The organism is Acidovorax sp. AC410 (assembly GCF_979253235.1).
The window spans coordinates 6,029,483-6,049,683 of the sequence record NZ_CEEDCG010000001.1 but is presented as its reverse complement, the minus strand read 5'-3'; the positions used below and the strand labels follow the sequence as shown (position 1 = coordinate 6,049,683).

Genomic DNA, 20,201 nt, shown 5'->3' with positions numbered 1-20,201 from the left:
GGTCCTGAAAGGGGTGGCCAGTATGCACGAGGCGAGCGGGGTGTTTGTAACCTTGGCGACTCGCGAGGCGGGGGTGTGGCGCGCATGCCCAAGGGCCCATCCGCCACGGCCCGGTTGACGCGCCGTCAAGCGCCGAAGCGGCGGCCATGGACAAGGTGGAGAGGGCGCAGCACACGCGGCACGGCAACAATCCAACCACTTCACAGCCATCGCGGTCGCCACACCGATTCCACCATGTCCCAAAACGCCCATACCCTGCACTTGTTCTTCGAGGACCCGATCCGGCTCAAGTACACCCAACTGGTCTACCAGTACGTGGCCGAGGGCAACACCGAACAGGCCGAGCGCTGGGCCACAAAGCTGGGGACGGAGCTCGCACAGCTGTGGAACCCCGAGTGGTTCAACCAGCAGGTGACGGCCACACCCGGCTACCTGCAGCTGAACTTCGACACCGGCACCAGCGACCCGCTGCCCCTGTCACCCCTGGTCGCACTGTTCGGCCACGGCCTGCAGGCTGCCGTGCTCGACGTGTTCTACGACCAGGTGGGCGAAACCCAGCGCATGTACTTCGACAAGGGCCAGTGGGTGCCGCGCTCGTATTTCCTGGCGCTGTACCCGCACCTGCAGGCCATCGTCGAGCCCGCACACGAACCGGACGATGGCGACGAGCCCGGCGAACGCGCTGCAGCCGACGCGCACGACCCGGCCAAGCCCCTCTCCGTCGCCCGCCTGCTCAAGGACGAGGCCAAAAAGCGCAAGGAGGCGCAGGAGGCCGCCGAGGCCTTTGTCGAGATCGCCAAGGCCATGGGCAAGAACGGCGTCAAGAACACCATGGACGGCGTGATCGGCGTGGTGGTGCTGGGCTCGGCGCTCAAGGGCCTGCTGCACGCAGCGGTCTTCACCGTGGTCACCGTGCTGCTGTTCAAGGGCCTGTGGCTGTGGCTCGGGCTGGGCCTGCTGCTGGCCATTGCGCTGCCGCTGTACTACGCGACGCGCACGCACAGCGAGCTGAAAGGCGATGGCGGCGATGACGGCGATGACGGTACCGACGGTGAAGCTGCGGCCATTGGCTCTTGACCAGGGAGAACACACATGCTGACGCAGATCGAATGGTGGGGTGGGGTGATCTTTGTGCTGGGGGCATTGGCCTACCGGCTGGTGCTGGGCGCGCTGGAAAAGGGCGAGGGCTATGACTGGTACCGCTGGCTGATGCGCCTGTTCTTCGTGCTGCCGGGCGTGCTGCTGGCGGGCTACTTCTATCCGCTGGAGGGCACCGGGCTGCAGTACGCCTACCTGGTCGTGCTGGCCGTGGCGCTGCTGGCGGTGGCCGGGGTACTGGTGCAGGAGGTCACGGGCGACGCCGAATCGGACAAGGACAAGGCCGCAAAGGCCGGGAGGGAGGGAGAGAAAAGCCAGGCCGGGGAGGACGGCGAAGACGAGGAGCCTGGCTGGCTGATGACCATCGTGGGCGTGGCCGTGCTGTACAGCCCGGTGCTGGCCGCCTGTGGGCTGGCCTGCCACAAGGCCTGGCCCATGGTGCAAAGGCTGGTGTGAGCCCGCATCGAGCGGCGGCCATGGCCTGCCGGCCTACTGCCGGGCTCGGTCGCTGTTCGATGCGCCGGCTTTTTGGCGGCCGGCAGCCCTGGCTCAGGAGACAATCCGTGCCAGAGGCGCCGGCCTCTTTTTGCTGCCATCCCATTCCCCAAACGGCTTGCCGCCCACCATCCATGGCCCACGATTCGTTCCCGGAGCTTCTGTCCCTTTACATGCGCCGCATCCGTGCCAGCGCCTCGGGGGTGGCCACCGAGATCGGCCTGAGCCGCGAGGCGGTGAACAACTGGCGCAACGGCATGTCGGCGCCCAACGCCCGTTCGCGCGAGAAGGTGGTGGCCTGCACCCGCTACCTGCGCCTGACCGAGGCCGAGACCAATCGCCTGCTGAGCGCCGCCGGCTTCGCGCCCGAGTTTCCGCTGCAGGCCGAGGTGGAGGCACCCGCCACGGCTGTGGACAGCGTCAAGGGGGCAGAAGGCGATCAGCCCTTCGGCGCCTTCCAGGCCCGGTTGTTCGGCCAGCTCGCCCAGGCCATGCCTTACCCCATCTCCATGCTGCTGTCGCCCGCCCACTGGGGGCAGCCGCCATTCCGGCTGGAGCTGCTGCAGCGTGCGCGCCAGCAGTACGGCGCCGCATCGGTGCTGCACATCCAGCCCCCCTACAGCGTGAGCACCGCGCCCACCGAGTACTTCGCCGCCATTGGCCGCCAGTGCGGGCTGGGCGAGCTGCAGTCGGACTATGAATTCGAATCCGCGCTGGAGCGGCGCCTTTTGGCCGGCGAGCGCCTGTTCTGCCTGGTCAGCCGCTTCGAGCAGGGCACGCCCGCACTGCGCGAAACCCTGGCCGGCATCCTGCGCAGCCTGAGCGAGATGCACAGCGGCCGCCTGCACCTGCTGCTGTGCGGCGGCGAGGCGCTGGCCGACCTCAAGTACCGCAGTGGCGACATGTCGCTGCTCAACATTGCCCAGGTCAACCACTGGCCCGAGCCCACGCTGGCCGATCTGTCCATCCTGGCGCGCCAGCGCTGGCCTGGCCACGACTGGCCCGCGCCCGTGCTCACCCACCTGCTCGACGCCAGCGGCGGTCACCCCGCGCTGTTCGAGGAAGGGCTGCAATGGCTGGTGGAGCAGGGCGTCAATGAAACCCAGGCGGCCTCTGCCGCGCTGCGCATGCAGTTGGCCGGCAGCCCGCGCCTGTGGCAGACGTTTTTGCCGCTGGCGCAGGAGGGCGCCCCGCGCGAGCGCCTGCGCAGCCTGCTGCAGGCCGACGACCTGGGCCGCGCACGCCCCTACCTGCAGGACGACGACCTGCGCCGCCTGTTCTGGGGCAACCTCATCCACGTGCGCGGCACCGGCGATGCGGCGCGCCTGCACTGGCGCTGTGACACGGTGCGCCATGCAGGCCTGATGGTGCTGGAGGCCGCATGCTCGAACAGCTGAGGTCCTGGCTGACCTGGCCGGTGGTGCGCGCGCTGATGATCGCCACAGTCACGCTGTTCATCGGCAGCGCGCTGCTCACCCCGCACCTGAACCCTGCCACGCGCGGATCGGTGCGCACGGCAGAAAGCATCGGCCCCGTGTGGGGCGAGCTGGTGCAATGGCGCGTGGCCCTGGTGCAGGCCAGCCAGGAGCTGGGCCACTGGCCGCCGGACATCCAGAAGTACGCGCCGCAGATACCCTTCCCCAAGCTGCGCGTCACCTCGCCCGGGCCGCTGCGCCTGCAGGCCGACGTGATCAACGACCCTGCGCTCGGCCACCTGGCCGGCACCCAGGTGCTGCTGCACATGACGCCCGACATGTACCACTGGACCTGCCGCCCCGGCAAGCCGCCCATGCCTGCCGGGGCACTGCCCATCAGCTGCGCCGCCGGCCCCGAGAGCCAGGATGGCAAGGGCGACGACATGGACCCCGAGGCGGTGCGCCAGAGCCGCATCGCCGCGGTGGAGGCGGCCGACCCCTTCGGCTGGCTGCGCAGCCTCATCAAGTGGTGTGCCTTGATCTTCACCGTGGGCGCCGTAGTGTGGGTGCTGCGCCACCCGCTGATCGGCCCGGCGCAGCTGCGCCCCGAGAAGTTGCTGCGCACCCCTGTCTCGCGCCTGCCGCGCATCGACCAGCTGCTGCGCACCGTGGGCCGGCTGCGCGCCACGCTCGAGGCCGCCGAGGTCCGCACCCGGGACTGGCAGAGCGCCGTGCAGTTCGCGCACGACGACCCCGCGGACCAGTCCACGGTGCTGGCCGAGCGCGTGTCCGCCCGCAGCCAGCCGGCCCGAGACTGGGCGCTGCCCGGCGCGGTGTTCGAGTGGCAGTTTCCGCCCGACCTGCCGGTCTCGCTGGACCGTTGCCTGCTCTACGTCCCCACCCCGGGGCTCGACGAAGCCACCGTGCTGCGCCAGCTGCGCGCCGCGCAGACCGGCACCGACGTGCTGCTCATCCTGTGCGATCACGGCACCGAGACCCCCTGGCCGCTGTTGCGCGCGCACACCGACGACGGCGCCAACCTGCATGTGATGGTGGACAGCGCCAGCCAGACCGAATGGCTGCTCTCGGCCCAGCCCCTGCAGGTGCTGCTGCGCCTGCTGGCCGCCCAGCTGCGCGTGACGCGCATCTCGCCCTACCAGACCCGCGGCGGCGTGACGCGCGAGGGCTCCTTCTTCGGGCGCGAGCAGTTGCTGGCCCGCGTGGTCAACCGCGAGCCGGCCAACTACCTGGTGGTGGGCGGGCGCCAGTTGGGCAAGAGCAGCCTGCTCAAGGCCGTGCAGCGCCGGCTGCAGGGCCACCCGCAGATCGTCTGCCACTACGTCTCGCTGCGCGACCACCGGCTGGCGCCGCGCATGGCGCTGCAGTTCGGCCTGCCGGCGGACACGCCACTCGAAGCCATCGTGGACCACCTGCAGGCCCAGTACACCGGCAAGCGCCTGTACCTGCTGATCGACGAGGCCGACCTGTTCTTTCGCGACGAGTCGAACCACGGCTACCACCAGCTGTCGACCCTGCGCTCGCTCAGCGAAGAAGGGCGTTGCTGGTTCATGCTGGCCGGCTTCTGGGACCTGTATGCCACGGCCGTGCTCGATTACCAGAGCCCGCTGCGCAATTTTGGCGAGGTGCTGGCCATCGGCGGGCTGGAGCGCCCCGCCTGCAAGGCCCTGGCCACCGAACCGCTGCGCCGCCTGCGCCTGGGCTTTGGCGGCGATGCCCTGGTGGAGCGCCTGGTGGATGCCAGCGGCCTGCGCGCCAACCTGGTCGCCATCCTGTGCCAGGAATGCCTGGAGGCCCTGCAGCCCGGCGAGCGCGTGATCGAAAAGCGCCACCTGGACCAGGCCCTGGCCTCCCAGCCCGTGCAGGATGCCCTGGCCGGCTGGGGCCGCCTCTCGCCCGACGACGATGCCTGCCGGCTCGACCGCGTGGTGGTCTACCACGTGGCCCAGCAGGGCGAAACCAGCCTCGTGGCCCTGGCGGGCCTGCTGCAGGGCCATGGCGTGCAGGCCGACGCCCAGGCCCTGCGCCAGTCGCTCGCGCGCCTGCAACTGGCCTGGGTGCTGCGCCGCGAGGGCGCCAGCTACAGCTTTGCCATACCGCTCATGTCTGCGCAGTTCGAGCCCAGCGAGGTGGAGTTGCTGCTGCACCAGGAGCTGGCGGTGATGGCCAAGGCCTGACCCTGTTGCCTCTTTTCTTCTGATTTTCCCCCTCCATGGCCACCTCTTCTTCTTCCCCAGTCGCACTGGACAACGACCTCGGCATCGATGCCTGCATTGCTGAAATGGAGCGCCTGGTCCGCTCCGGCGTGCATCCGGACCGCATCAGCCTGTACCACGACGCCTCGGCGGTGCAGTGGGCCTGCCAAGCCTACTGGGCCTATTACGACGGTCCCAGCGATGCAAGCGCGGCCCGGCGCGTCAACGCGCAGTTCGAGTTGCTGCGCCTGATGCTGGAGCACGGAGCCAACCCCAACAAGCGCAAGAACCGCAATTCCACACCCCTGGCCGTGTGCTGCGGGCAGCTCACCTCCCATTTCCAGGAGCGCGCGGTGGAGCGGTTGGGCCTGGTGCTGGCGGCAGGCGGTGATCCACGCCAGACCAAGGACCCCGCCATCTGCATCGCCCTGGGCCTGCGCGAGATGCGTGGCGAGATCTTCGACACGCCGTTTCGCGAAGATGCCCCCGAGGGACACGCCGATGCCGTGTACCAGGCCATCGACCTGCTACTCAAGGCCGGTGCCGACATCGAGGCGATGGACCACCGCAGCATGTACACGCCGGTGCTCATGGCGGCCTATATGGGCAGCGTGCCGCTGCTGCAGTTCCTGCAGCAGCGCGGTGCCAATGTGCGGGCCACCAACCCGGACGGCTCCAACGCCTTGATGTACACCGCGGGCGATGTGGACGGCCTGGCCAACAGCCGCGCGGGCTTTTCGACCACCTGGCACCGCATGGGCGACCCCGTGGCCACCACGCGCCAGTTGCTCGACTGGGGCCTGGACCCCGCCGCCGCCAACGCCCGCGGGCGCACCCCGCTGCGCTTGGCCGTCAGCGCCGGCAACCTCGACGTGGCCGCCGTGCTGGCCGAGGCCCTGGCCGCACAGGGTAAGCTGGCAGCGGCCGAGGTGCGCCTGTTCAAGGGCACTGAATACGAAGCCCGCGTGGCGGCCCTCCCCACCAGCGTGTTGCCCAAGAAGCCACCCAAGCCCAAGGCGCCCGAAGGCGAGGTGCAGCGCGCCTCGTGGGCGCGCGCACCCGGCCTGATCGACGGTCCCACCGACTGGGATGCCAACCAGTACCCCCAATGGCTGCGCACCTGCCTCAAGGACGTGATAGCGCGCCTGGCCTCGGGGGACGACCCCCGCGTGCCGCCCGATGTGCTGTACCTGGAGTACGACGAGCACTTCCGCAGCCTGCGCTGGTCGCGCACCAAGTCCTACCTCAGCCGCAGCGGCGCGGTGGAAATGGAGGCCCGCGTGTTCGACTGGGCCCACATGCGCGTCCGCTTCTCGCAGGTGGAGGACGACGACTGGGTGCTGCGCGAAGCCATCGAGCTGCCCATGGTGCCCCCCGGCACGCCGCCTGCCACCGAGGTCCTGTGCGAGGCCATCGGGCAGCTGTGCGCCAAGTACCTCAGGACCGTGGGTTGATGCCGCCCGCCCATGGCGGTGTCCGAACCCTTTACGATGCCATCCGTTTGAACACACAAGAACTGGTTCTCAAAAGGGAGGAAAACACCTATGTCATGGCCTCGGTCGATCATTGCCACCCTCGGGCTCGCTGCTGCGCTGTCCGCCTGCTCACCCGCCGTGCCTACTGAGTGGCGCGGCATTCCCGTGGTGAAGGACCAGCTCGTGAAGGTGGAGGGCACCACCAACGACCATGGCCTGTATGCGGTGTACAGCGGCGTCTCGCGCGCAGACATGTTCCAGCGCGTGGCCGCCGCCATGGCAGGTGCGGGCTACACCAAGGTGGGCGAGGCCTTCGAGGGCAATGTGCATGGCTACGCCAAGGGCGCAGAGCGACTGGCCGTGAAGGTGGACCAGTTCGGCGACCAGGTGTTCCTGGCCGTCTTCGACGCCAAGGGCAAGGAGCCATTGGTGCATGGCGTGGTGTTTGGCCAGTACCAGCTGGGCGAGAAGAAGACGGGGCAGGAGGCCAAGGGCCAACTGCTCAAGGACCTCGCCAAGTGAGCTCGAAAAACCAGCCTGCCATGCGTATCCAGCTCGAATCCCCCCGCCAACCCGACGTGGTGCAGCTCATCGACGACCTGGACGCCTTCCAGAAACCGCTGTACCCGCCCGAGAGCCACCATGGCATCGACCTGAACGCGCTTTCGCAGCCCAACGTGCTGTTTGCCGTGGCGCGCAGCGCCGACGGCGTGGCCCTGGGCTGCGGCGCGATGGTGCTGGGGGTCGATTTCAGCGAGGTCAAGCGCATGTACGTGCGCCCCGAGGCCCGCGGCCAGGGCCTGGCGCGGGCGCTGCTGGCCTTTGTCGAAGCCGAGGCCATCGCGCGCGGCTGCACCCGCTTTGCACTGGAGACCGGCCCCTTGCAGCCCGAGGCGCTGGGCCTGTACGCCCGCATGGGCTATGTGGAGTGCGGGCCGTTTGGCGACTATGCGCCGGACGTGCACAGCGTGTTCATGCGCAAACAGGTGCAGGGGGCTGCATGATGGTGACGCCGCTGGCGGACGGAACCACCGTGCGCCGGCTCACGGCCGAAGATGCCGAGGCCTTCAGCGCACTGCGCCGCCTGGTCGCTGCAGACAATCCCGTACCCTTGGGCCTGGGGCTGCAGGAAGAGCTGGCCCGACCGCTGCAAGGCTTTCGCGAACAGTTGCGTGCTCCATCGAATGCGGTGTTCGGCGCCTTCGTCCAGGACGAGCTGGCGGCCACGGCTGCCGCCACGCCCAGCGGGCCGTTCTCGTCTTCGCACCACAAATTCATCCTGTGGGGCACCTTCGTGGCACCGTCCTATCGCCGCCAGGGCCTGGGGCGCGCCGTGGTGGAGCAGGCCATCGGGCACGCACGCCAGGCAGGCGCGCGCCGCATCCACCTCACCATGTACCTGCCCAATCCGGCCGCCCGGGCCTTGTATGAAGCCCTGGGCTTTGTGGCCTGGGGCACCGAGCCGGAGGCCGTGTGCATCGAGGGTGTCTACCACGATGGCTTGCAGATGGCCTTGCTGCTGGGAGAAGATGGCCGCGTTTGAGCAAAGGCCCGCCGCATGCCACAGACCCTCATCGCCCCGACAGCGCACCACACCATCTTCTGGCGCCGCCTCTATAGCCCCGGCAGCGATGTCTGCCGCGTCGACCAGCGCGCCGATGGCGGCTGGGACCTGCGCGGCACGGCCGTGTTCCACGATGAGGGGCTGGCATGCGACCTGGGCTATGCAGTCCGTGTCGACGCCCGTTGGGTGACCCAGGATGCCCATGTGTTCGGCCATTGCGGTGAACGCGTAGTGGACTTGCGCTTTCGCCCCTGCTCCGATGGCCGCTGGTGGGTGGGGCAGGGCGGTGAGCCCGATGCGGACACCGGTGTTTCCGCGCATGCATGCCCGGACATGGACCTCAATTTCAGCCCCGCCACCAACATGATCGCGATCCGCCGTATGGCCTTGCAGGTGGGGCAGGAGGCGCAGGCGCCTGCGGCCTGGCTGTCCTTCCCTGATCTGCTGCTGCAGGAATTGCCCCAGGTTTACCGGCGGCTGGATGCCGTGCGCTACCAGTACGACGCGCCTACGGTGGGGTACAGCGGGGTGCTGGAAGTATGCGGAGACGGCGCCGTGGTGGACTACCCGAAACTTTTTGCGCGGGTCGTCTGAGCGAAATCTGATGGGGCGTGGCTCGTTTCGTGGCAACAACAGCCACCCGAGGTGTCATGCACCTGACGCATTCACCCCCCAAGCTCCCGTGCTTTCTCCATCCCCGCAGAAAGACACTCCCCATGGGCTTCGCACACACCACCTGGCGCCGTCCGGCCGCCGTCTTCGCCCTGGCCGCACTGACCACGGCCCTGGCCGCCTGCGGCGGCAGCGACGACGACAACGGCGAATCCCGCGTCGCATCCCTCAAGCTGATCGGCACCGCCTCCATCCCCACCGGCACGCTGTTCGAGGGCGTGGAGTTCGGCGGCATCTCGGGGCTGGACCAGGCCACCGATGGCAGCTACTGGGCCATCTCGGACGACCGCGGTGGCGAGCGTGGTACGCCGCGCTTTTACAACCTCTCCATCGACTACGCCGCCACCGGCGCCGTCACAGTCAAGGTCAACCGCCAGACGACCATGCAGCGCGAGGATGGCTCCAACTTCCCGGCCAACGCGCGCACGGTGGACCCCGAGGCGATCCGCCTGGCACCCAATGGCAACCTGTACTGGTCGTCCGAGGGCAACTGGGGCACGACGGCCGCCACGCTGTTCCAGCCCTTCGTGCGCGAGATGACGACGGCCGGCAAGTTCGTGCGCGAGTTCAAGATGCCCGCCATCTACAACTACGTGGACAACACCAGCACGGGCGCGCGCAGCAACAAGCTCTTCGAGGCGCTGACCGTGGCGCCCGACGGCACGGTGTTCGTTGCCAATGAGGATGCGCTGATCCAGGACGGCCCGCTGACCACCGTACAGGCCGGCAGCGTGGTGCGCGTGACGGCCCTGGACCCGGCCACGGGCGCGGCCAAGGCGCAGTATGCGTACCAGTTGCCCAAGATCCCGGTGGATGCGCCGGCCGGCGCGCCGTTCGGCCCGGACAACGGCCTGTCGGACATGCTGGCCATCGGCAACAAGAAGTTCATCGCGATCGAACGCGCCTTTGCGTCGGGCATCGGCAACACCATCCGCCTGGTGCTGACCGAGATCACCGATGCCACGACCAATGTGGGCAGCATGGCCAGCCTTGCGGGCGCAGCGGCGTACACCCCGATGTCGCGCAAGCTGCTGCTGGAGATGCCCATCACCTACCAGGGCGTCAAGCTCGACAACATCGAGGCCATCACCTGGGGCAAGACCCTGCCCAATGGCCACCGCACCCTCGTGCTGGCGGCGGACAACAACTTCACGGCCGATATGCAGGCCAACCAGTTCATCGTCTTTGAAGTGTTGCCGGACTGAGCGCGTGCGCGGACAGGGAATGGCGGGCAAGGGCGCTCGCCATCCGTAATACGTTGGTGGTATCAAAAAACATACCAAATCTGTATTTCCAGATATCGATCCGCAAACCTAAGATCGCCGTGAAAGGAAACTCTTCATGGCGTCTACCCGGTATTCACTTGCGGCAATGGCCATGCACTCGCTGGCGGCCTTGCTGATCCTTGCCGCGATCGCCATGGGCGTGGCCATGACCGAGATGGGCATGTCCCCCACCCGGCTCAGGCTGTACAACTGGCACAAATGGGTGGGGGTCAGCGTGCTGGCGCTCTCGGGCCTGCGGCTGCTGTGGCGGCTCCTGAGTCCCCCGCCCGCCGGGCCGCCCATGGCCCGCTGGCAGCAGGCGGCTGCACACGCCACGCACGCGGGCCTCTACGTCCTGTTCTTCGGCGTCCCGCTGCTGGGCTGGGCCTACAGCTCGGCCGCCGGCTTCCCTGTGGTCGCCTTCGGCGTGCTCCCGCTGCCTGATCTGGTGGTGCCCGACAAATCGCTGGCGCAGGCCCTCCAGGCCTGGCATGCCAATGCGGCGCTGGCGCTGGGCGCGCTGGTGGCATTGCACGTGGCCGCGGCGTTCAAGCACCACTTCGTGGACCGGGACGGCATGCTGTGGCGCATGGTCCCGGGTTCAGCCCAGCGCCGGGGATTCCCATGAAGTGGACAACGGCATGCGTCCTGTTTCTCGCCGCACTTCTGGCCAGTGGGCCAGGATGGGCGCAGAAGCTGCAGCCGGCGCACAGCGAAATCACATTTTCCATCCGCCAGTTCGGGGTGCCGGTGGATGGCCGCTTCACGCGGTTTGGCGGGCAGTTTGCGTTCGACCCCCAAAAGCCCGAAGCGGCCAGGGTCACGCTGCACATCGACACCGCCAGCGCGCGCTTCGGAGCGCCGGAGACTGATGCGGAGGTGGGCAAGCCCGAATGGTTCAACGCCCCGAAGTTTCCCCAGGCCACCCTGGAGTCCACGCTGATCAAGGCGATCGAGACGGGCAAGTACGCCTTCGCGGGCAAGCTCACGATCAAGGGCGCCACGCGGGACATCCTGGTGCCCGTCACCCTGGCCCGCAACGGCAACCTGGCGCTTGCGTCGGGCACCGTGACCTTGAAGCGCCTGGATTTCAAGATCGGCGAAGGCGACTGGTCCGATACCTCGCTGGTCGCCAACGAGGTGCAGGTGCGCTTCAAGCTGGCCCTGGCCGACCTGGCTCCTTTTTAGTGTCCTGTCCCGCAAATAAATGCCAAAAAAACCCCGTCTTTCACGCCAGGGCCGCGTTGCAAATCCTCGCAATAGCTACGGCTATCGCTGCAGTTTGCGCCTTGCCCTGGCGCGAAATCCATCGGTTCTATTTTTGGCATCTATTGACGGGACAGAACTGGTTCAACCATCGGAAAACTGCAGATGAAACACTTTATCGGTCTGGCCCTCGCCTTGTCGTCCTTTGCTGCGGCGCAGGCCGCTACCTACAGCATCGACCCCGCGCACACCTACGTCACCTTCGAAATCGACCACCTGGTCTCCACCAACCGGGGGCGCTTCGACAAGAAGGAGGGCACGGTGGAATTCGACGCGCAGGCGAAGACGGGCAGGGTGGACCTGACCCTCGATACCTCATCGATCAACACCGGTCTTGCCGCCTTCAACAAGCATCTGCAAAGCAAGGACTTTTTCAACGTGGAGCAGTTTCCCTCAGCGCGGTTCACGGCGGACAACTTCGTGTTCGATGGCGACAACAAGCTGTCCGAGGTCCGCGGCACGCTGACCCTGGTGGGCAAGAGCCATCCGGTGCGGGTCAAGGCCCTGCGCTTTCATTGCCTGCCCAACGCCATGCTCAAGCGCGAGGTCTGCGGCGGCGACTTCGAGGCCACCATCGAGCGCAGCCAGTGGGGCATCGACTGGGGCATCCAGCGCGGCTACCCCGATACTGTGCGCCTGGTGATCCAGGTCGAGGCGATCAAGCAATGACCCAGCGGCGGCGATGCTGATGGATGCCATGGGCTCGCAGGCCCTGTGGGGCCATGCCGTTGCGCTGCTCGCTGCGGGCCTGCTCGCGGGCTTTCTGGGCGGCCTGATCGGTGCCGGCGGCGGTCTGATCGTGGTGCCCGTGCTATACCACTCCTTCTCTGCACTGGGCGTGCCGTCCGAGGTGCGCATACACCTGGTGGTCGGTACCGCCCTGGCGGCCGTCATCCCGATGTCGCTGATCGGCATGCGCCAGCATGGGCTGCGCGGCAACCTGGACTGGGGCATTGCCCGGCGCTTGGCGCTGCCCGTGCTCGCGGGGGCCGTGGCGGCAGGCCTGCTGGCGGGTCGGATCAACAGTGTGGCCTTGAGCCTAGTGTTCGCCGGCATGGCGGCCTTTGTGTCGGTCAACATGCTGCGAAGAGGGGGCCTGGGGTTCCCGCGCGGCCTGCCAGGGCCTCTCGCCACAGGCTTGCTGGGCGTAGGCATTGGTTCGGTATCCACCCTGGTGGGCATTGGCGGCGCAACGCTTTCGGTGCCCCTGCTGTATGCGCTGCGCACGCCCATGCCCCTGGCCATCGGCACGGCATCGGCCCTTGGGGCGCTCATCGGGCTTCCGGGCGCCATCGGTTTCATGGCGACGGGATGGGGCGATGCGCGGGTTCTGCCGGGCAGCTGGGGCTATGTCCACCTGCCGGCGGCCGCCATCGTGTTCGTGGCCAGCGCGCTGGCCATTCCCCTCGGCGCCCGCTGGACGCGCAGGGTGGATGAACGCGTTCTGCGCGTGGTGTTTGCCGTGTTCCTGGCATTGACCTCCGTGAAGATGCTGGTCACGGCTCTCTGAGCCTTCGTCCAGCGCTGGCTGGCCGCCTTACCGGGCCGTGCGAAGCCCTGCCGTCGAGCGCAGCATCCGCAAAAAGCGCTCCAGATGCGGGTTGGCGTCTGCATCCCGGTAGCCCAGGTACAGGGCGGACACGGCATCCTTGTCGAGAATGCGGCTGTACAGCACGCCCTCGAGCTCGACACACTGCGTGTCGTGCGGCACGATGGCCACGCCAAAGCCCGACGCGACCAGGCCTATCATCGTGGATGCGTCCCGCGCCTCCTGCATGGCGGTCGGCCGGAACCCCGACTTGGCGCACAGCTCCAGCACTTTCCAGTACAGCCCGATACCGGCGTCGCGCGGGTACACGATCAGTGGCACATCCTTGAGTTCACGGATATGGATGCCCTTGCCCCGGGTGAGCACATGCCGCTGCGGGATGGCCGCGACCAGGGGGGCCACATACCATTCTTCGATGGTGACACCGGCGGGCATGTCGACGTTCGGCCGGCGCAGCACGCCGATGTCCAGTGAGCGGTGGTAGATCGCATCCAGCTGGTGCATCGACGGCATCTCCACCATTTTCAGCTCCACCGAGGGGTAGGCTGCCTGGTATTCCCTGATGGCGCGGGGCAACGCCATGGTCAGCATCGAGGACGCGGTAAAGCCCACGGAGAGCTTTCCCACCTCACCCGCTGCAGCGCTGCGCACCCCTTCCTTGGCCGACTGCACCGACGCCAGGATGTCGCGCGCCTCGTCCAGAAAATGCCGCCCCGCCTGGGTGAGATACACGCGCCGCTTGTCCCGCTCCAGCAACTGCACCCCGAGCTCTTCCTCCAGCTTGCGGATCTGGGTGCTCAGCGGGGGTTGCGCCATGTAGAGCCTTTCGGCCGCGCGCGTGAAATTGAGTTCCTCGGCGACCGCCACGAAGTAGCGCAGATGGCGAAGTTCCATGATATTTCCTGCGTATGGACGGAGAGAAAAAACGGAAGTCTTTGGATATCCAATCCATTCTCCACGATGGCTGGATCCAGTCAACGGAAAGCGACAAAGGCTCGGCACCTTTCATCGGGGGCACAAGGGGCGTTGCGACGGCGCCATACGCGCAAGCTACCCATGGCGGAACCCATTGGGTATTTCACACGGGGGCTCTGTCCTCCTACCATCGGCCTACGCCATGGACACCAGTGAGCAGCAATGAGCGAAGAAACGGGTTCCACCCAACCACCAACGCCCGCCCCGGCAAAGCGTCTGCCGCGCTGGGCAGGCATTGCGATCCTTCCACTCGTCGCCCTGGTTCTGAGTGGCGCCATCTCTGCCATCAATGTGGGCATCGGGCCCCAATGGGTCACCCAATGGATGAACGCGTTTCCACTGACTCTGGTGGTGGTGCCGATGGCACTGGCTCTGGTGTTTCTGATCGAGCGGCTGGCAGCAGCGCGTCTGCAGAAGATGGGCACCGTCGCTGCAGGCGTGGTGCTGTCATTGGTCAGCGGGTGCCTGATGGAGACCGTCGTTTCCTTCGCGGTCACCGCGCGCAACCTGGGTTTCGCGGATGACTTCATGGCCCTGTGGGGGCAGGCATTCCTGAGGTCGCTTCCCCTGGGCATCGCAATCAGCCTCACCATGACCTTCATCGTCAAGCCGCGATTGCAGCCTGCTGGCTAAACGCTGGAATGGGGGCATGAGTTGACCCCAGGGCTTTCTTACCTTTCGATCATCTCCTGCACCTTGGCGGCCAACGCCGCCACGTCGAAGGGCTTGGTGATCACCTCCATGCCAAACGCCAGCAGTCCATTGCCCACCGCCGCGTTCTCGGCGTAGCCGGTGATGAACAGCACCTTCAGGTCGGGGCGCGTCACGCGGCCTGCGTCGGCCACCTGGCGGCCGTTCAGGCCGCCGGGCAGGCCCACATCGGTCAGCAACAGGTCGATGCGGCGCTCGGATTGCAGCACATGCAGGCCGGAAGGGCCGTCGCCCACCGAGATCACGTTGTAGCCCAGGTCTTCGAGCTCCTCGGCGATCAGGCCGCGGATGGTGGCCTCGTCCTCGATCACCAGCACCACCTCGCCATCGGCCCGGTGGTCGAAGGTGGGCTGGATGTGCGGATTCTCCTGGTCGGCATCGCCCATGTAGCGCGGCAGGTACAGGCACATGGTGGTGCCTTCACCGGGCACCGAGTAGATGCGCACCTGCCCACCCGACTGGCGCACAAAGCCGTACACCATCGACAGCCCCAGCCCCGTGCCCTGGCCCATGGGCTTGGTGGTGAAGAAGGGGTCGAACGCACGCGCGATCACCTCGGGCGCCATGCCCACGCCGGTATCGGTCACGCACAGCGAGATGTACTGGCCGGGCGGCAGCTCGCGCTCGGCCGCAGCACGGTCGTCCAGCCATTTGTTGGCGGTCTCGATGGTCAGGCGACCGCCGTTGGGGGCCATGGCATCGCGCGCGTTGATGCACAGGTTGAGCACGGCATTTTCGAGCTGCGAGGGGTCCACCTGCGTGAGCCACAGGCCGCCCGCGCCCACCACTTCCACCTCGACCGAGGGGCCCACCGTGCGGCGCACCATCTCCTCGATGCCCCCCACCAGGCGGTTCACGTCGGTGGGGCGCGGGTCCAGCGTCTGGCGGCGTGAGAAGGCCAGCAGGCGCTGGGTGAGCGAAGCCGCGCGCCGCACCGCGCTTTGCGCCATGCCGATGTAGCGCTCGGTGTTGTCGAAGTTCCTGGCGGCGAGGCGCTTTTCCAGCACCTGCAGGCTGGCGCTCATGCCCGCCAGCAGGTTGTTGAAGTCGTGCGCAATGCCCCCGGTGAGCTGGCCGATGGCCTCCATCTTCTGCGACTGGCGAAATTTCGCTTCCACCTCCATCAGTTCGTTCGTGCGCTCGGTCACCTTGCGCTCCAGCGACTCGTTCATCTCGCGCAGTTGGGCTTCGTTGCCGCGCAGCTCGCTTTCGGAGCGCACGCGTTCGGTGGCAGTGCGGGTGCGCCCCGCAATCTCGCGCATGAACTCGCATTCTTCCTGGGTCCACTGGCGCACGTCGTCCTGGTTCACGAAGAGCACGGCCACCAGGCGCCCGTGCTCCACCACGGGGATGTTCATGAAAGCACGCGCACTGCGCGACTCCAGCGCATCGGCGGCCACCGCGGTGCGGGGGTCATGGCGCGCATCGGTCACCCTGACGAACTCGTCGTTCTTGAGCGAATCGATGAAGGTGCCGAAGTCCCGCAGGCAGAGCTCTCCCTGCAGGGTCAGCACCCCCGGGGCCGTCCAGTCGCACTGCACCTGCAGGATGTCGGTATCGTGGTCCACGCGGCCATAGCCCGCGCGGCTCACCTTGAGGGTCTGGCCCAGGATGCGGGCCGCCGCCAGGCTGATGTCGTCCACGTTGTCCAGCCCGCGCAACTGGCTGGTGAACTCGATCAAGGCGTCGCGCTTAGCCTCTGCCGCCACGCGTTCGGTCACGTCCAGGCCATCCACGAAGATGCCGGTCACCGCGCCGGACGTGTCGCGGATCGGCTGGTATACGAAATCCAGGTAGCGCTCGCTCACCGGCTCGCCCGCGTGCTGCTGGATGTCGAAACGCGCACCAAAGGCCGTTGCGGCCTTGCCGCTCGCGTACACGCCATCGAGCATGGCCACGTAGCCCTGCTCGGACGCCTCCGGCAGAGCGTCTGCCACGGTGCGGCCCAGCAGGGCGCGGTCGCCTACCAGCTCCAGGTACCTGGGGTTGGCCAGCTCGATGCGGTGCGTGGGCCCCTGCAGCAGCACCATGAAGCTGGGCGACTGCTCGAACAGGGTGGCAAAGCGCTCGCGCTCCATCAGCAGGCGCCGGTCGGCCAGCACCTTGTCGGTGGTTTCCACCACCAGGGCCATGGCGCCCACCGGGGTGCCTGCGTCGTCCACCAGGGGGGAGTAGTTCAGGTCCACCCACAGCGGCTTGTGTACGCCGTCGCGGTTCAGGCTCAGTTCCTGGTCTTCATACGTGAGCGTTCCGCCGGCCAGGCAGACCTTGAGCACCCGGTCGTTGAGGTCGGCCGCCTCGGGCCAGGCCTCGCGGATCTTCATGCCCAAGAGGCCCGGGTGGCGTGCGCCCGAGAACCTGGAGTAGGGGTCGTTGTAGATCAGTACCCCCGATTCGCCCCACAAGGTGGCAATCGGCATGGGGCAGCGCAGCATGTTGGCCAGCGCCAGCGTGAGGTGGGCGGGCCAGTGTTCGAGGGGGCCCAGTTCGGTCGAGGCCCAATCGAAGCGCGCGATCAATCCGGCCATTTCGCCGCCGGCGCACAGGAGGGAAGCTGGGGTAGTGGGTATGCCGGAGGACATGGGTGCCTGGTTCTGAAATCGGGTCGTGCCCGGGGACGGCGGTGCGGCACCGCATTTTTCGCACGATGATAAAGACACCTGTCCAGAGATTTTGTAGGCATTCGCCTATGCCCTCACCAAAAACCTGCACGACCTGGCAATGACAGGCCGATGGTGGCCTACCCCTGGCCGGGCCGCTGCGCCATGACCAGTGTGTACAGCGCCTGCGCCGCCACCGACAGGCTGCGGTCGCGCCGGCGCACCAGGTAGATCTGGCGCAACAGGCCGTGCAGGACCAGCGGGCGTGTGACCAGCCCAGGCTGGTCGAAGTGGAACAGCGTGAGCGCCGGCACCACGCTGATGCCCAGGCCCGCGCGCACCATGCCCATCACCGTGGCCAGTTGCTCCACCTCCATCAAGGTGTGCATGCCTTGCGGGTGGAAGGCGGCTTCCAGGTACTGGCGCACGCTGCTGTTGCGCGCCAGGTGGATGAAAGGGTGTGCGGCCAGGTCCGCCGGGGCGATGGGCTTGCGCCGCTGGGCCAAGGGGTGGTCGGCGGGGCACACCAGGTGAAAGTCGTCGCTGCAAAAGGGCTCGGCCTGCAGTTCGGGCGTGTCGGCGCGTATGGCAGCCAGCGCAAAGTCGGCCTTGCCGCTGGCCACGCGCTCGATGCAGGGCTCTGACAGCACGTCGGCGATGTCGATCTCGATACCCGGGTAGCTGCTGCGGTAGGCCGCCAGCACGCCCGGCAGCCAGCCGGCTGCCAGCGAGGGCAGCAGCGCCACGGCCACGCGCCCGCGCTGCAGGGTGGCCGCATCGCGCATGGCGGCCAGCGCGGTGGTGATCTCGGCGCGGATGCGCCGGGCCGATTCCAGAAAGTTCTGGCCCTCGCCCGTGAGGTCCACATGCCGCGTGCTGCGGTCGAACAGGCGCAGGCCCAGGTCGTCTTCCAGCGCGCGGATGAGGGCGCTGAACGCCGGCTGCGACAGGTGGCACTGGGCTGCAGCGCGCGTGAAGTTGCGCTGCTCGGCCAAGGCCAGGAAGGCGTCGAGCTGGCGGGTGGAGAGGTGGTGGCTGCTCATCGCTGGTGGATTGATCTGAAAAACGGATGGATTGATACCAACAATCTATTTCACAGAATAACAGCAGCTGCCTACATTCGACCCAGGAGACAAAGACACCCATGGCGAACAACGCAACACTGCTGGTCGGCTGCGCCGCCGGCTTCTCGGGCGACCGCACGGACGCTGCCGCGCCCGTGGTGCAGGCCCTGATCGCCAGCGGCAAGCCGGCCGTGCTGATCTTCGAGACGCTGGCCGAGCGCACCCTGGCCCTGGCCCAGCTGGCCCGCCGCAGCGACCCCGACGCCGGCTACGAACCCCTGCTGGTGGACATGCTGCGCCCCGTGCTGGGCGACTGCCTGGCGCACGGCGTGCGCATCGTGAGCAACTTCGGCGCGGCCAACCCCGAGGGCGCGGCCCGGCGCATTGTGCAGCTGGCGGCCGAACTGGGCCTGCGCCGCCCGCGCGTGGCCGTAGTGCAGGGCGACGACCTGAGCGGCCCGGCGCACCGCGCGCTGCTGCAGGGCGCGCTGGGCGATGCCATGCCCACCGAACCCATCGCCAGCGCCAACGCCTACATCGGCGCGCAGGCCATCGCCGGCGCGCTGCGCGAGGGCGCCGACGTGGTGGTCTGCGGCCGCGTGGCCGACCCCTCCCTGGTGCTGGGCCCGGCCCTGGCGCACTACGGCTGGGCGCTCGACGACTGGGACCGCCTGGCCCGTGCCACCATGGCCGGCCACCTGCTCGAATGCGGCGCCCAGGTCACCGGCGGCTACTTTGCCGACCCCGGCTACAAGGACGTGCCCGGCATGGCCCGCCTGGGCTACCCGATTGCCGAGATCGACGCCGATGGCCACTGCACCATCACCAAGCCCTTGGGCACCGGCGGGCGCATCGACGAGCGCACGGTCAAGGAGCAGTTGCTGTACGAACTGCACGACCCCGCCGCCTACCTGACCCCCGACGTGGTGGCCGACATCACCGAGGCTACCGTCACCGCCGTGGGGCCCGATGCCGTGCGGCTCGAAGGCGTGCGCGGCCATGCCCGGCCGCCTACGCTCAAGGTCAACGTGTGCTTCGAATCGGGCTGGTTCGCCGAGGGCGAGATCTCCTACGCCGGCGCCCGGGCCGAGGCCCGTGCCCGCCTGGCGGGCGGGGTGCTGCGCGAGCGCCTGGCCGGCCTGGGCCCGCTGCGCATCGACCTGATCGGTGTGACCAGCGTGCTGGGGGACGATGCCGGCCGCTGGCTGGATGCCACCGGCGACGGCGGTGCCCGCGACGTGCGCCTGCGCGTGGCCCTGCAGCACCGCGACCATGCCAGCGCCCAGCGCCTGCTGCGCGAGGTGACGGCCCTCTACACCTGCGGGCCCGCGGGTGGCGGCGGGGTGCGCACGGCCATGCGGCCACGCCTGGGCACCGTGTCGTGCCTGGTGCCGCGCGAGGCGGTGCCCACGGGCTACCGCATGTTCGATGCCATCGCGCAAGAGGAAAGGGCGGCCGCATGACCGACACCATCACTGTTCCGCTCTATCGCCTGGCGCACAGCCGCACCGGGGACAAGGGCAACCGCTCCAACATCAGCGTCATCGCCTGGCACCCCGCGCTGTGGGATGTGCTCATGGCCCAGGTGACCGAGGCCGCCGTGGCGAATCATTTTGCGCAGCGCCAGCCGGGCCGCGTTGTGCGCTATGTGCTGCCGCAACTGCAGGCCATGAACTTCGTGCTCGACGACGTGCTCGACGGCGGCGTCAACGACGCCCTGAACCTCGACAGCCACGGCAAGGCGCTGAGCTACCTGCTGCTCGACCTGCCGGTGCAGGTGCCCCAGGCACTGGCAGGGCATCTTGCGGGCCCGGGCTGACACCGATTTCTTTCCTTCAC

General features: G+C 67.8%; 20 protein-coding genes. 17 read left to right on the top strand and 3 right to left on the bottom strand.

The genetic code is table 11. From position 1 onward, the window contains the following. Positions 1-234 precede the first annotated feature (234 nt). The 14 genes from AC0IZS_RS28075 (at position 235) to AC0IZS_RS28010 (ending at position 12,973) form a co-directional block, all read left to right on the top strand. Positions 235-1,077 (top strand): hypothetical protein, encoded by an 843-nt coding sequence (locus AC0IZS_RS28075; RefSeq protein ID WP_471638689.1) that lies wholly within the window; start codon positions 235-237, stop codon positions 1,075-1,077. Between the two features lie 15 nt (positions 1,078-1,092). Next, a complete protein-coding gene (locus tag AC0IZS_RS28070) occupies positions 1,093-1,554 on the top strand; it encodes a hypothetical protein (RefSeq protein WP_471638688.1) in 462 nt (153 codons plus the stop codon). Positions 1,555-1,727: 173 nt separating this feature from the next. Next, complete coding sequence (locus AC0IZS_RS28065) at positions 1,728-2,990, top strand: hypothetical protein (RefSeq protein WP_471638687.1); 1,263 nt, start codon at positions 1,728-1,730, stop codon at positions 2,988-2,990. Beyond that, positions 2,975-5,203: an ATP-binding protein gene (locus AC0IZS_RS28060; RefSeq protein WP_471638686.1), complete on the top strand. Its 2,229-nt coding sequence runs from the start codon at positions 2,975-2,977 to the stop codon at positions 5,201-5,203. Before AC0IZS_RS28065 ends, AC0IZS_RS28060 begins: the two co-directional genes overlap by 16 nt. Positions 5,204-5,238: 35 nt before the next feature. After that, entirely contained in the window at positions 5,239-6,675 is a 1,437-nt protein-coding gene (locus AC0IZS_RS28055; RefSeq protein ID WP_471638685.1) for an ankyrin repeat domain-containing protein, read from the top strand. A gap of 90 nt (positions 6,676-6,765) precedes the next feature. Next, entirely contained in the window at positions 6,766-7,218 is a 453-nt protein-coding gene (locus tag AC0IZS_RS28050) for a hypothetical protein (RefSeq protein ID WP_471638684.1), read from the top strand. 20 nt (positions 7,219-7,238) lie between these two features. Further along, positions 7,239-7,700: a GNAT family N-acetyltransferase gene (locus tag AC0IZS_RS28045; RefSeq protein ID WP_471639585.1), complete on the top strand. Its 462-nt coding sequence runs from the start codon at positions 7,239-7,241 to the stop codon at positions 7,698-7,700. Beyond that, positions 7,697-8,239 (top strand): GNAT family N-acetyltransferase, encoded by a 543-nt coding sequence (locus tag AC0IZS_RS28040; RefSeq protein WP_471638683.1) that lies wholly within the window; start codon positions 7,697-7,699, stop codon positions 8,237-8,239. Before AC0IZS_RS28045 ends, AC0IZS_RS28040 begins: the two co-directional genes overlap by 4 nt. Positions 8,240-8,254: 15 nt before the next feature. Next, complete coding sequence (locus AC0IZS_RS28035) at positions 8,255-8,854, top strand: putative glycolipid-binding domain-containing protein (protein WP_471638682.1); 600 nt, start codon at positions 8,255-8,257, stop codon at positions 8,852-8,854. A 122-nt stretch (positions 8,855-8,976) separates the two neighbouring features. Beyond that, on the top strand, positions 8,977-10,137 hold the full coding sequence (locus tag AC0IZS_RS28030; protein ID WP_471638681.1) for an esterase-like activity of phytase family protein: 1,161 nt from the start codon (positions 8,977-8,979) through the stop codon (positions 10,135-10,137). 136 nt (positions 10,138-10,273) lie between these two features. Continuing rightward, entirely contained in the window at positions 10,274-10,825 is a 552-nt protein-coding gene (locus AC0IZS_RS28025) for a cytochrome b (protein WP_471638680.1), read from the top strand. Beyond that, complete coding sequence (locus AC0IZS_RS28020; RefSeq protein ID WP_471638679.1) at positions 10,822-11,385, top strand: YceI family protein; 564 nt, start codon at positions 10,822-10,824, stop codon at positions 11,383-11,385. Before AC0IZS_RS28025 ends, AC0IZS_RS28020 begins: the two co-directional genes overlap by 4 nt. 183 nt (positions 11,386-11,568) lie before the next feature. Further along, positions 11,569-12,132 carry a YceI family protein gene (locus tag AC0IZS_RS28015; protein ID WP_471638677.1) on the top strand — a complete coding sequence of 188 codons (564 nt, stop codon included), beginning with the start codon at positions 11,569-11,571 and terminating at the stop codon, positions 12,130-12,132. Between the two features lie 19 nt (positions 12,133-12,151). After that, complete coding sequence (locus AC0IZS_RS28010; RefSeq protein ID WP_471638676.1) at positions 12,152-12,973, top strand: sulfite exporter TauE/SafE family protein; 822 nt, start codon at positions 12,152-12,154, stop codon at positions 12,971-12,973. A gap of 27 nt (positions 12,974-13,000) precedes the next feature. On the opposite strand, the gene AC0IZS_RS28005 is transcribed toward AC0IZS_RS28010, so the two are convergent. Beyond that, positions 13,001-13,906, bottom strand: coding sequence for a LysR substrate-binding domain-containing protein (locus AC0IZS_RS28005; RefSeq protein WP_471638675.1), 906 nt, complete (start codon positions 13,904-13,906; stop codon positions 13,001-13,003). A gap of 243 nt (positions 13,907-14,149) precedes the next feature. On the opposite strand from AC0IZS_RS28005, the gene AC0IZS_RS28000 reads away from it, so the two are divergent. Then, entirely contained in the window at positions 14,150-14,620 is a 471-nt protein-coding gene (locus AC0IZS_RS28000; protein ID WP_471638674.1) for a DUF2798 domain-containing protein, read from the top strand. Between the two features lie 38 nt (positions 14,621-14,658). Here AC0IZS_RS28000 and AC0IZS_RS27995 read toward each other — a convergent pair whose 3' ends face one another. Beyond that, a complete protein-coding gene (locus AC0IZS_RS27995) occupies positions 14,659-17,226 on the bottom strand; it encodes an ATP-binding protein (RefSeq protein WP_471638673.1) in 2,568 nt (855 codons plus the stop codon). A 212-nt stretch (positions 17,227-17,438) separates the two neighbouring features. After that, a complete protein-coding gene (locus tag AC0IZS_RS27990; protein ID WP_471638672.1) occupies positions 17,439-18,341 on the bottom strand; it encodes a LysR family transcriptional regulator in 903 nt (300 codons plus the stop codon). A gap of 101 nt (positions 18,342-18,442) precedes the next feature. Here AC0IZS_RS27990 and AC0IZS_RS27985 point away from each other — a divergent pair, with 101 nt between their 5' ends. Further along, positions 18,443-19,825: an acyclic terpene utilization AtuA family protein gene (locus AC0IZS_RS27985; protein ID WP_471638671.1), complete on the top strand. Its 1,383-nt coding sequence runs from the start codon at positions 18,443-18,445 to the stop codon at positions 19,823-19,825. After that, positions 19,822-20,181 carry an AtuA-related protein gene (locus tag AC0IZS_RS27980; RefSeq protein ID WP_471638670.1) on the top strand — a complete coding sequence of 120 codons (360 nt, stop codon included), beginning with the start codon at positions 19,822-19,824 and terminating at the stop codon, positions 20,179-20,181. Before AC0IZS_RS27985 ends, AC0IZS_RS27980 begins: the two co-directional genes overlap by 4 nt. Positions 20,182-20,201 lie beyond the last annotated feature (20 nt).

Bases quoted from the DNA above. Each gene is read 5' to 3' on its own strand.
- AC0IZS_RS28005 (WP_471638675.1), bottom strand. From the start codon at position 13,906: ATGGAACTTCGCCATCTGCGCTACTTCGTGGCGGTCGCCGAGGAACTC.
- AC0IZS_RS28015 (WP_471638677.1), top strand. From the start codon at position 11,569: ATGAAACACTTTATCGGTCTGGCCCTCGCCTTGTCGTCCTTTGCTGCG.
- AC0IZS_RS28065 (WP_471638687.1), top strand. From the start codon at position 1,728: ATGGCCCACGATTCGTTCCCGGAGCTTCTGTCCCTTTACATGCGCCGC.
- AC0IZS_RS27995 (WP_471638673.1), bottom strand. From the start codon at position 17,226: ATGGCCGGATTGATCGCGCGCTTCGATTGGGCCTCGACCGAACTGGGC.
- AC0IZS_RS28060 (WP_471638686.1), top strand. From the start codon at position 2,975: ATGCTCGAACAGCTGAGGTCCTGGCTGACCTGGCCGGTGGTGCGCGCG.
- AC0IZS_RS28075 (WP_471638689.1), top strand. From the start codon at position 235: ATGTCCCAAAACGCCCATACCCTGCACTTGTTCTTCGAGGACCCGATC.
- AC0IZS_RS28020 (WP_471638679.1), top strand. From the start codon at position 10,822: ATGAAGTGGACAACGGCATGCGTCCTGTTTCTCGCCGCACTTCTGGCC.
- AC0IZS_RS28010 (WP_471638676.1), top strand. From the start codon at position 12,152: ATGGATGCCATGGGCTCGCAGGCCCTGTGGGGCCATGCCGTTGCGCTG.
- AC0IZS_RS27985 (WP_471638671.1), top strand. From the start codon at position 18,443: ATGGCGAACAACGCAACACTGCTGGTCGGCTGCGCCGCCGGCTTCTCG.
- AC0IZS_RS28045 (WP_471639585.1), top strand. From the start codon at position 7,239: ATGCGTATCCAGCTCGAATCCCCCCGCCAACCCGACGTGGTGCAGCTC.
- AC0IZS_RS28035 (WP_471638682.1), top strand. From the start codon at position 8,255: ATGCCACAGACCCTCATCGCCCCGACAGCGCACCACACCATCTTCTGG.
- AC0IZS_RS28000 (WP_471638674.1), top strand. From the start codon at position 14,150: ATGAGCGAAGAAACGGGTTCCACCCAACCACCAACGCCCGCCCCGGCA.
- AC0IZS_RS27980 (WP_471638670.1), top strand. From the start codon at position 19,822: ATGACCGACACCATCACTGTTCCGCTCTATCGCCTGGCGCACAGCCGC.
- AC0IZS_RS28030 (WP_471638681.1), top strand. From the start codon at position 8,977: ATGGGCTTCGCACACACCACCTGGCGCCGTCCGGCCGCCGTCTTCGCC.
- AC0IZS_RS28070 (WP_471638688.1), top strand. From the start codon at position 1,093: ATGCTGACGCAGATCGAATGGTGGGGTGGGGTGATCTTTGTGCTGGGG.
- AC0IZS_RS28040 (WP_471638683.1), top strand. From the start codon at position 7,697: ATGATGGTGACGCCGCTGGCGGACGGAACCACCGTGCGCCGGCTCACG.
- AC0IZS_RS27990 (WP_471638672.1), bottom strand. From the start codon at position 18,341: ATGAGCAGCCACCACCTCTCCACCCGCCAGCTCGACGCCTTCCTGGCC.
- AC0IZS_RS28055 (WP_471638685.1), top strand. From the start codon at position 5,239: ATGGCCACCTCTTCTTCTTCCCCAGTCGCACTGGACAACGACCTCGGC.
- AC0IZS_RS28025 (WP_471638680.1), top strand. From the start codon at position 10,274: ATGGCGTCTACCCGGTATTCACTTGCGGCAATGGCCATGCACTCGCTG.
- AC0IZS_RS28050 (WP_471638684.1), top strand. From the start codon at position 6,766: ATGTCATGGCCTCGGTCGATCATTGCCACCCTCGGGCTCGCTGCTGCG.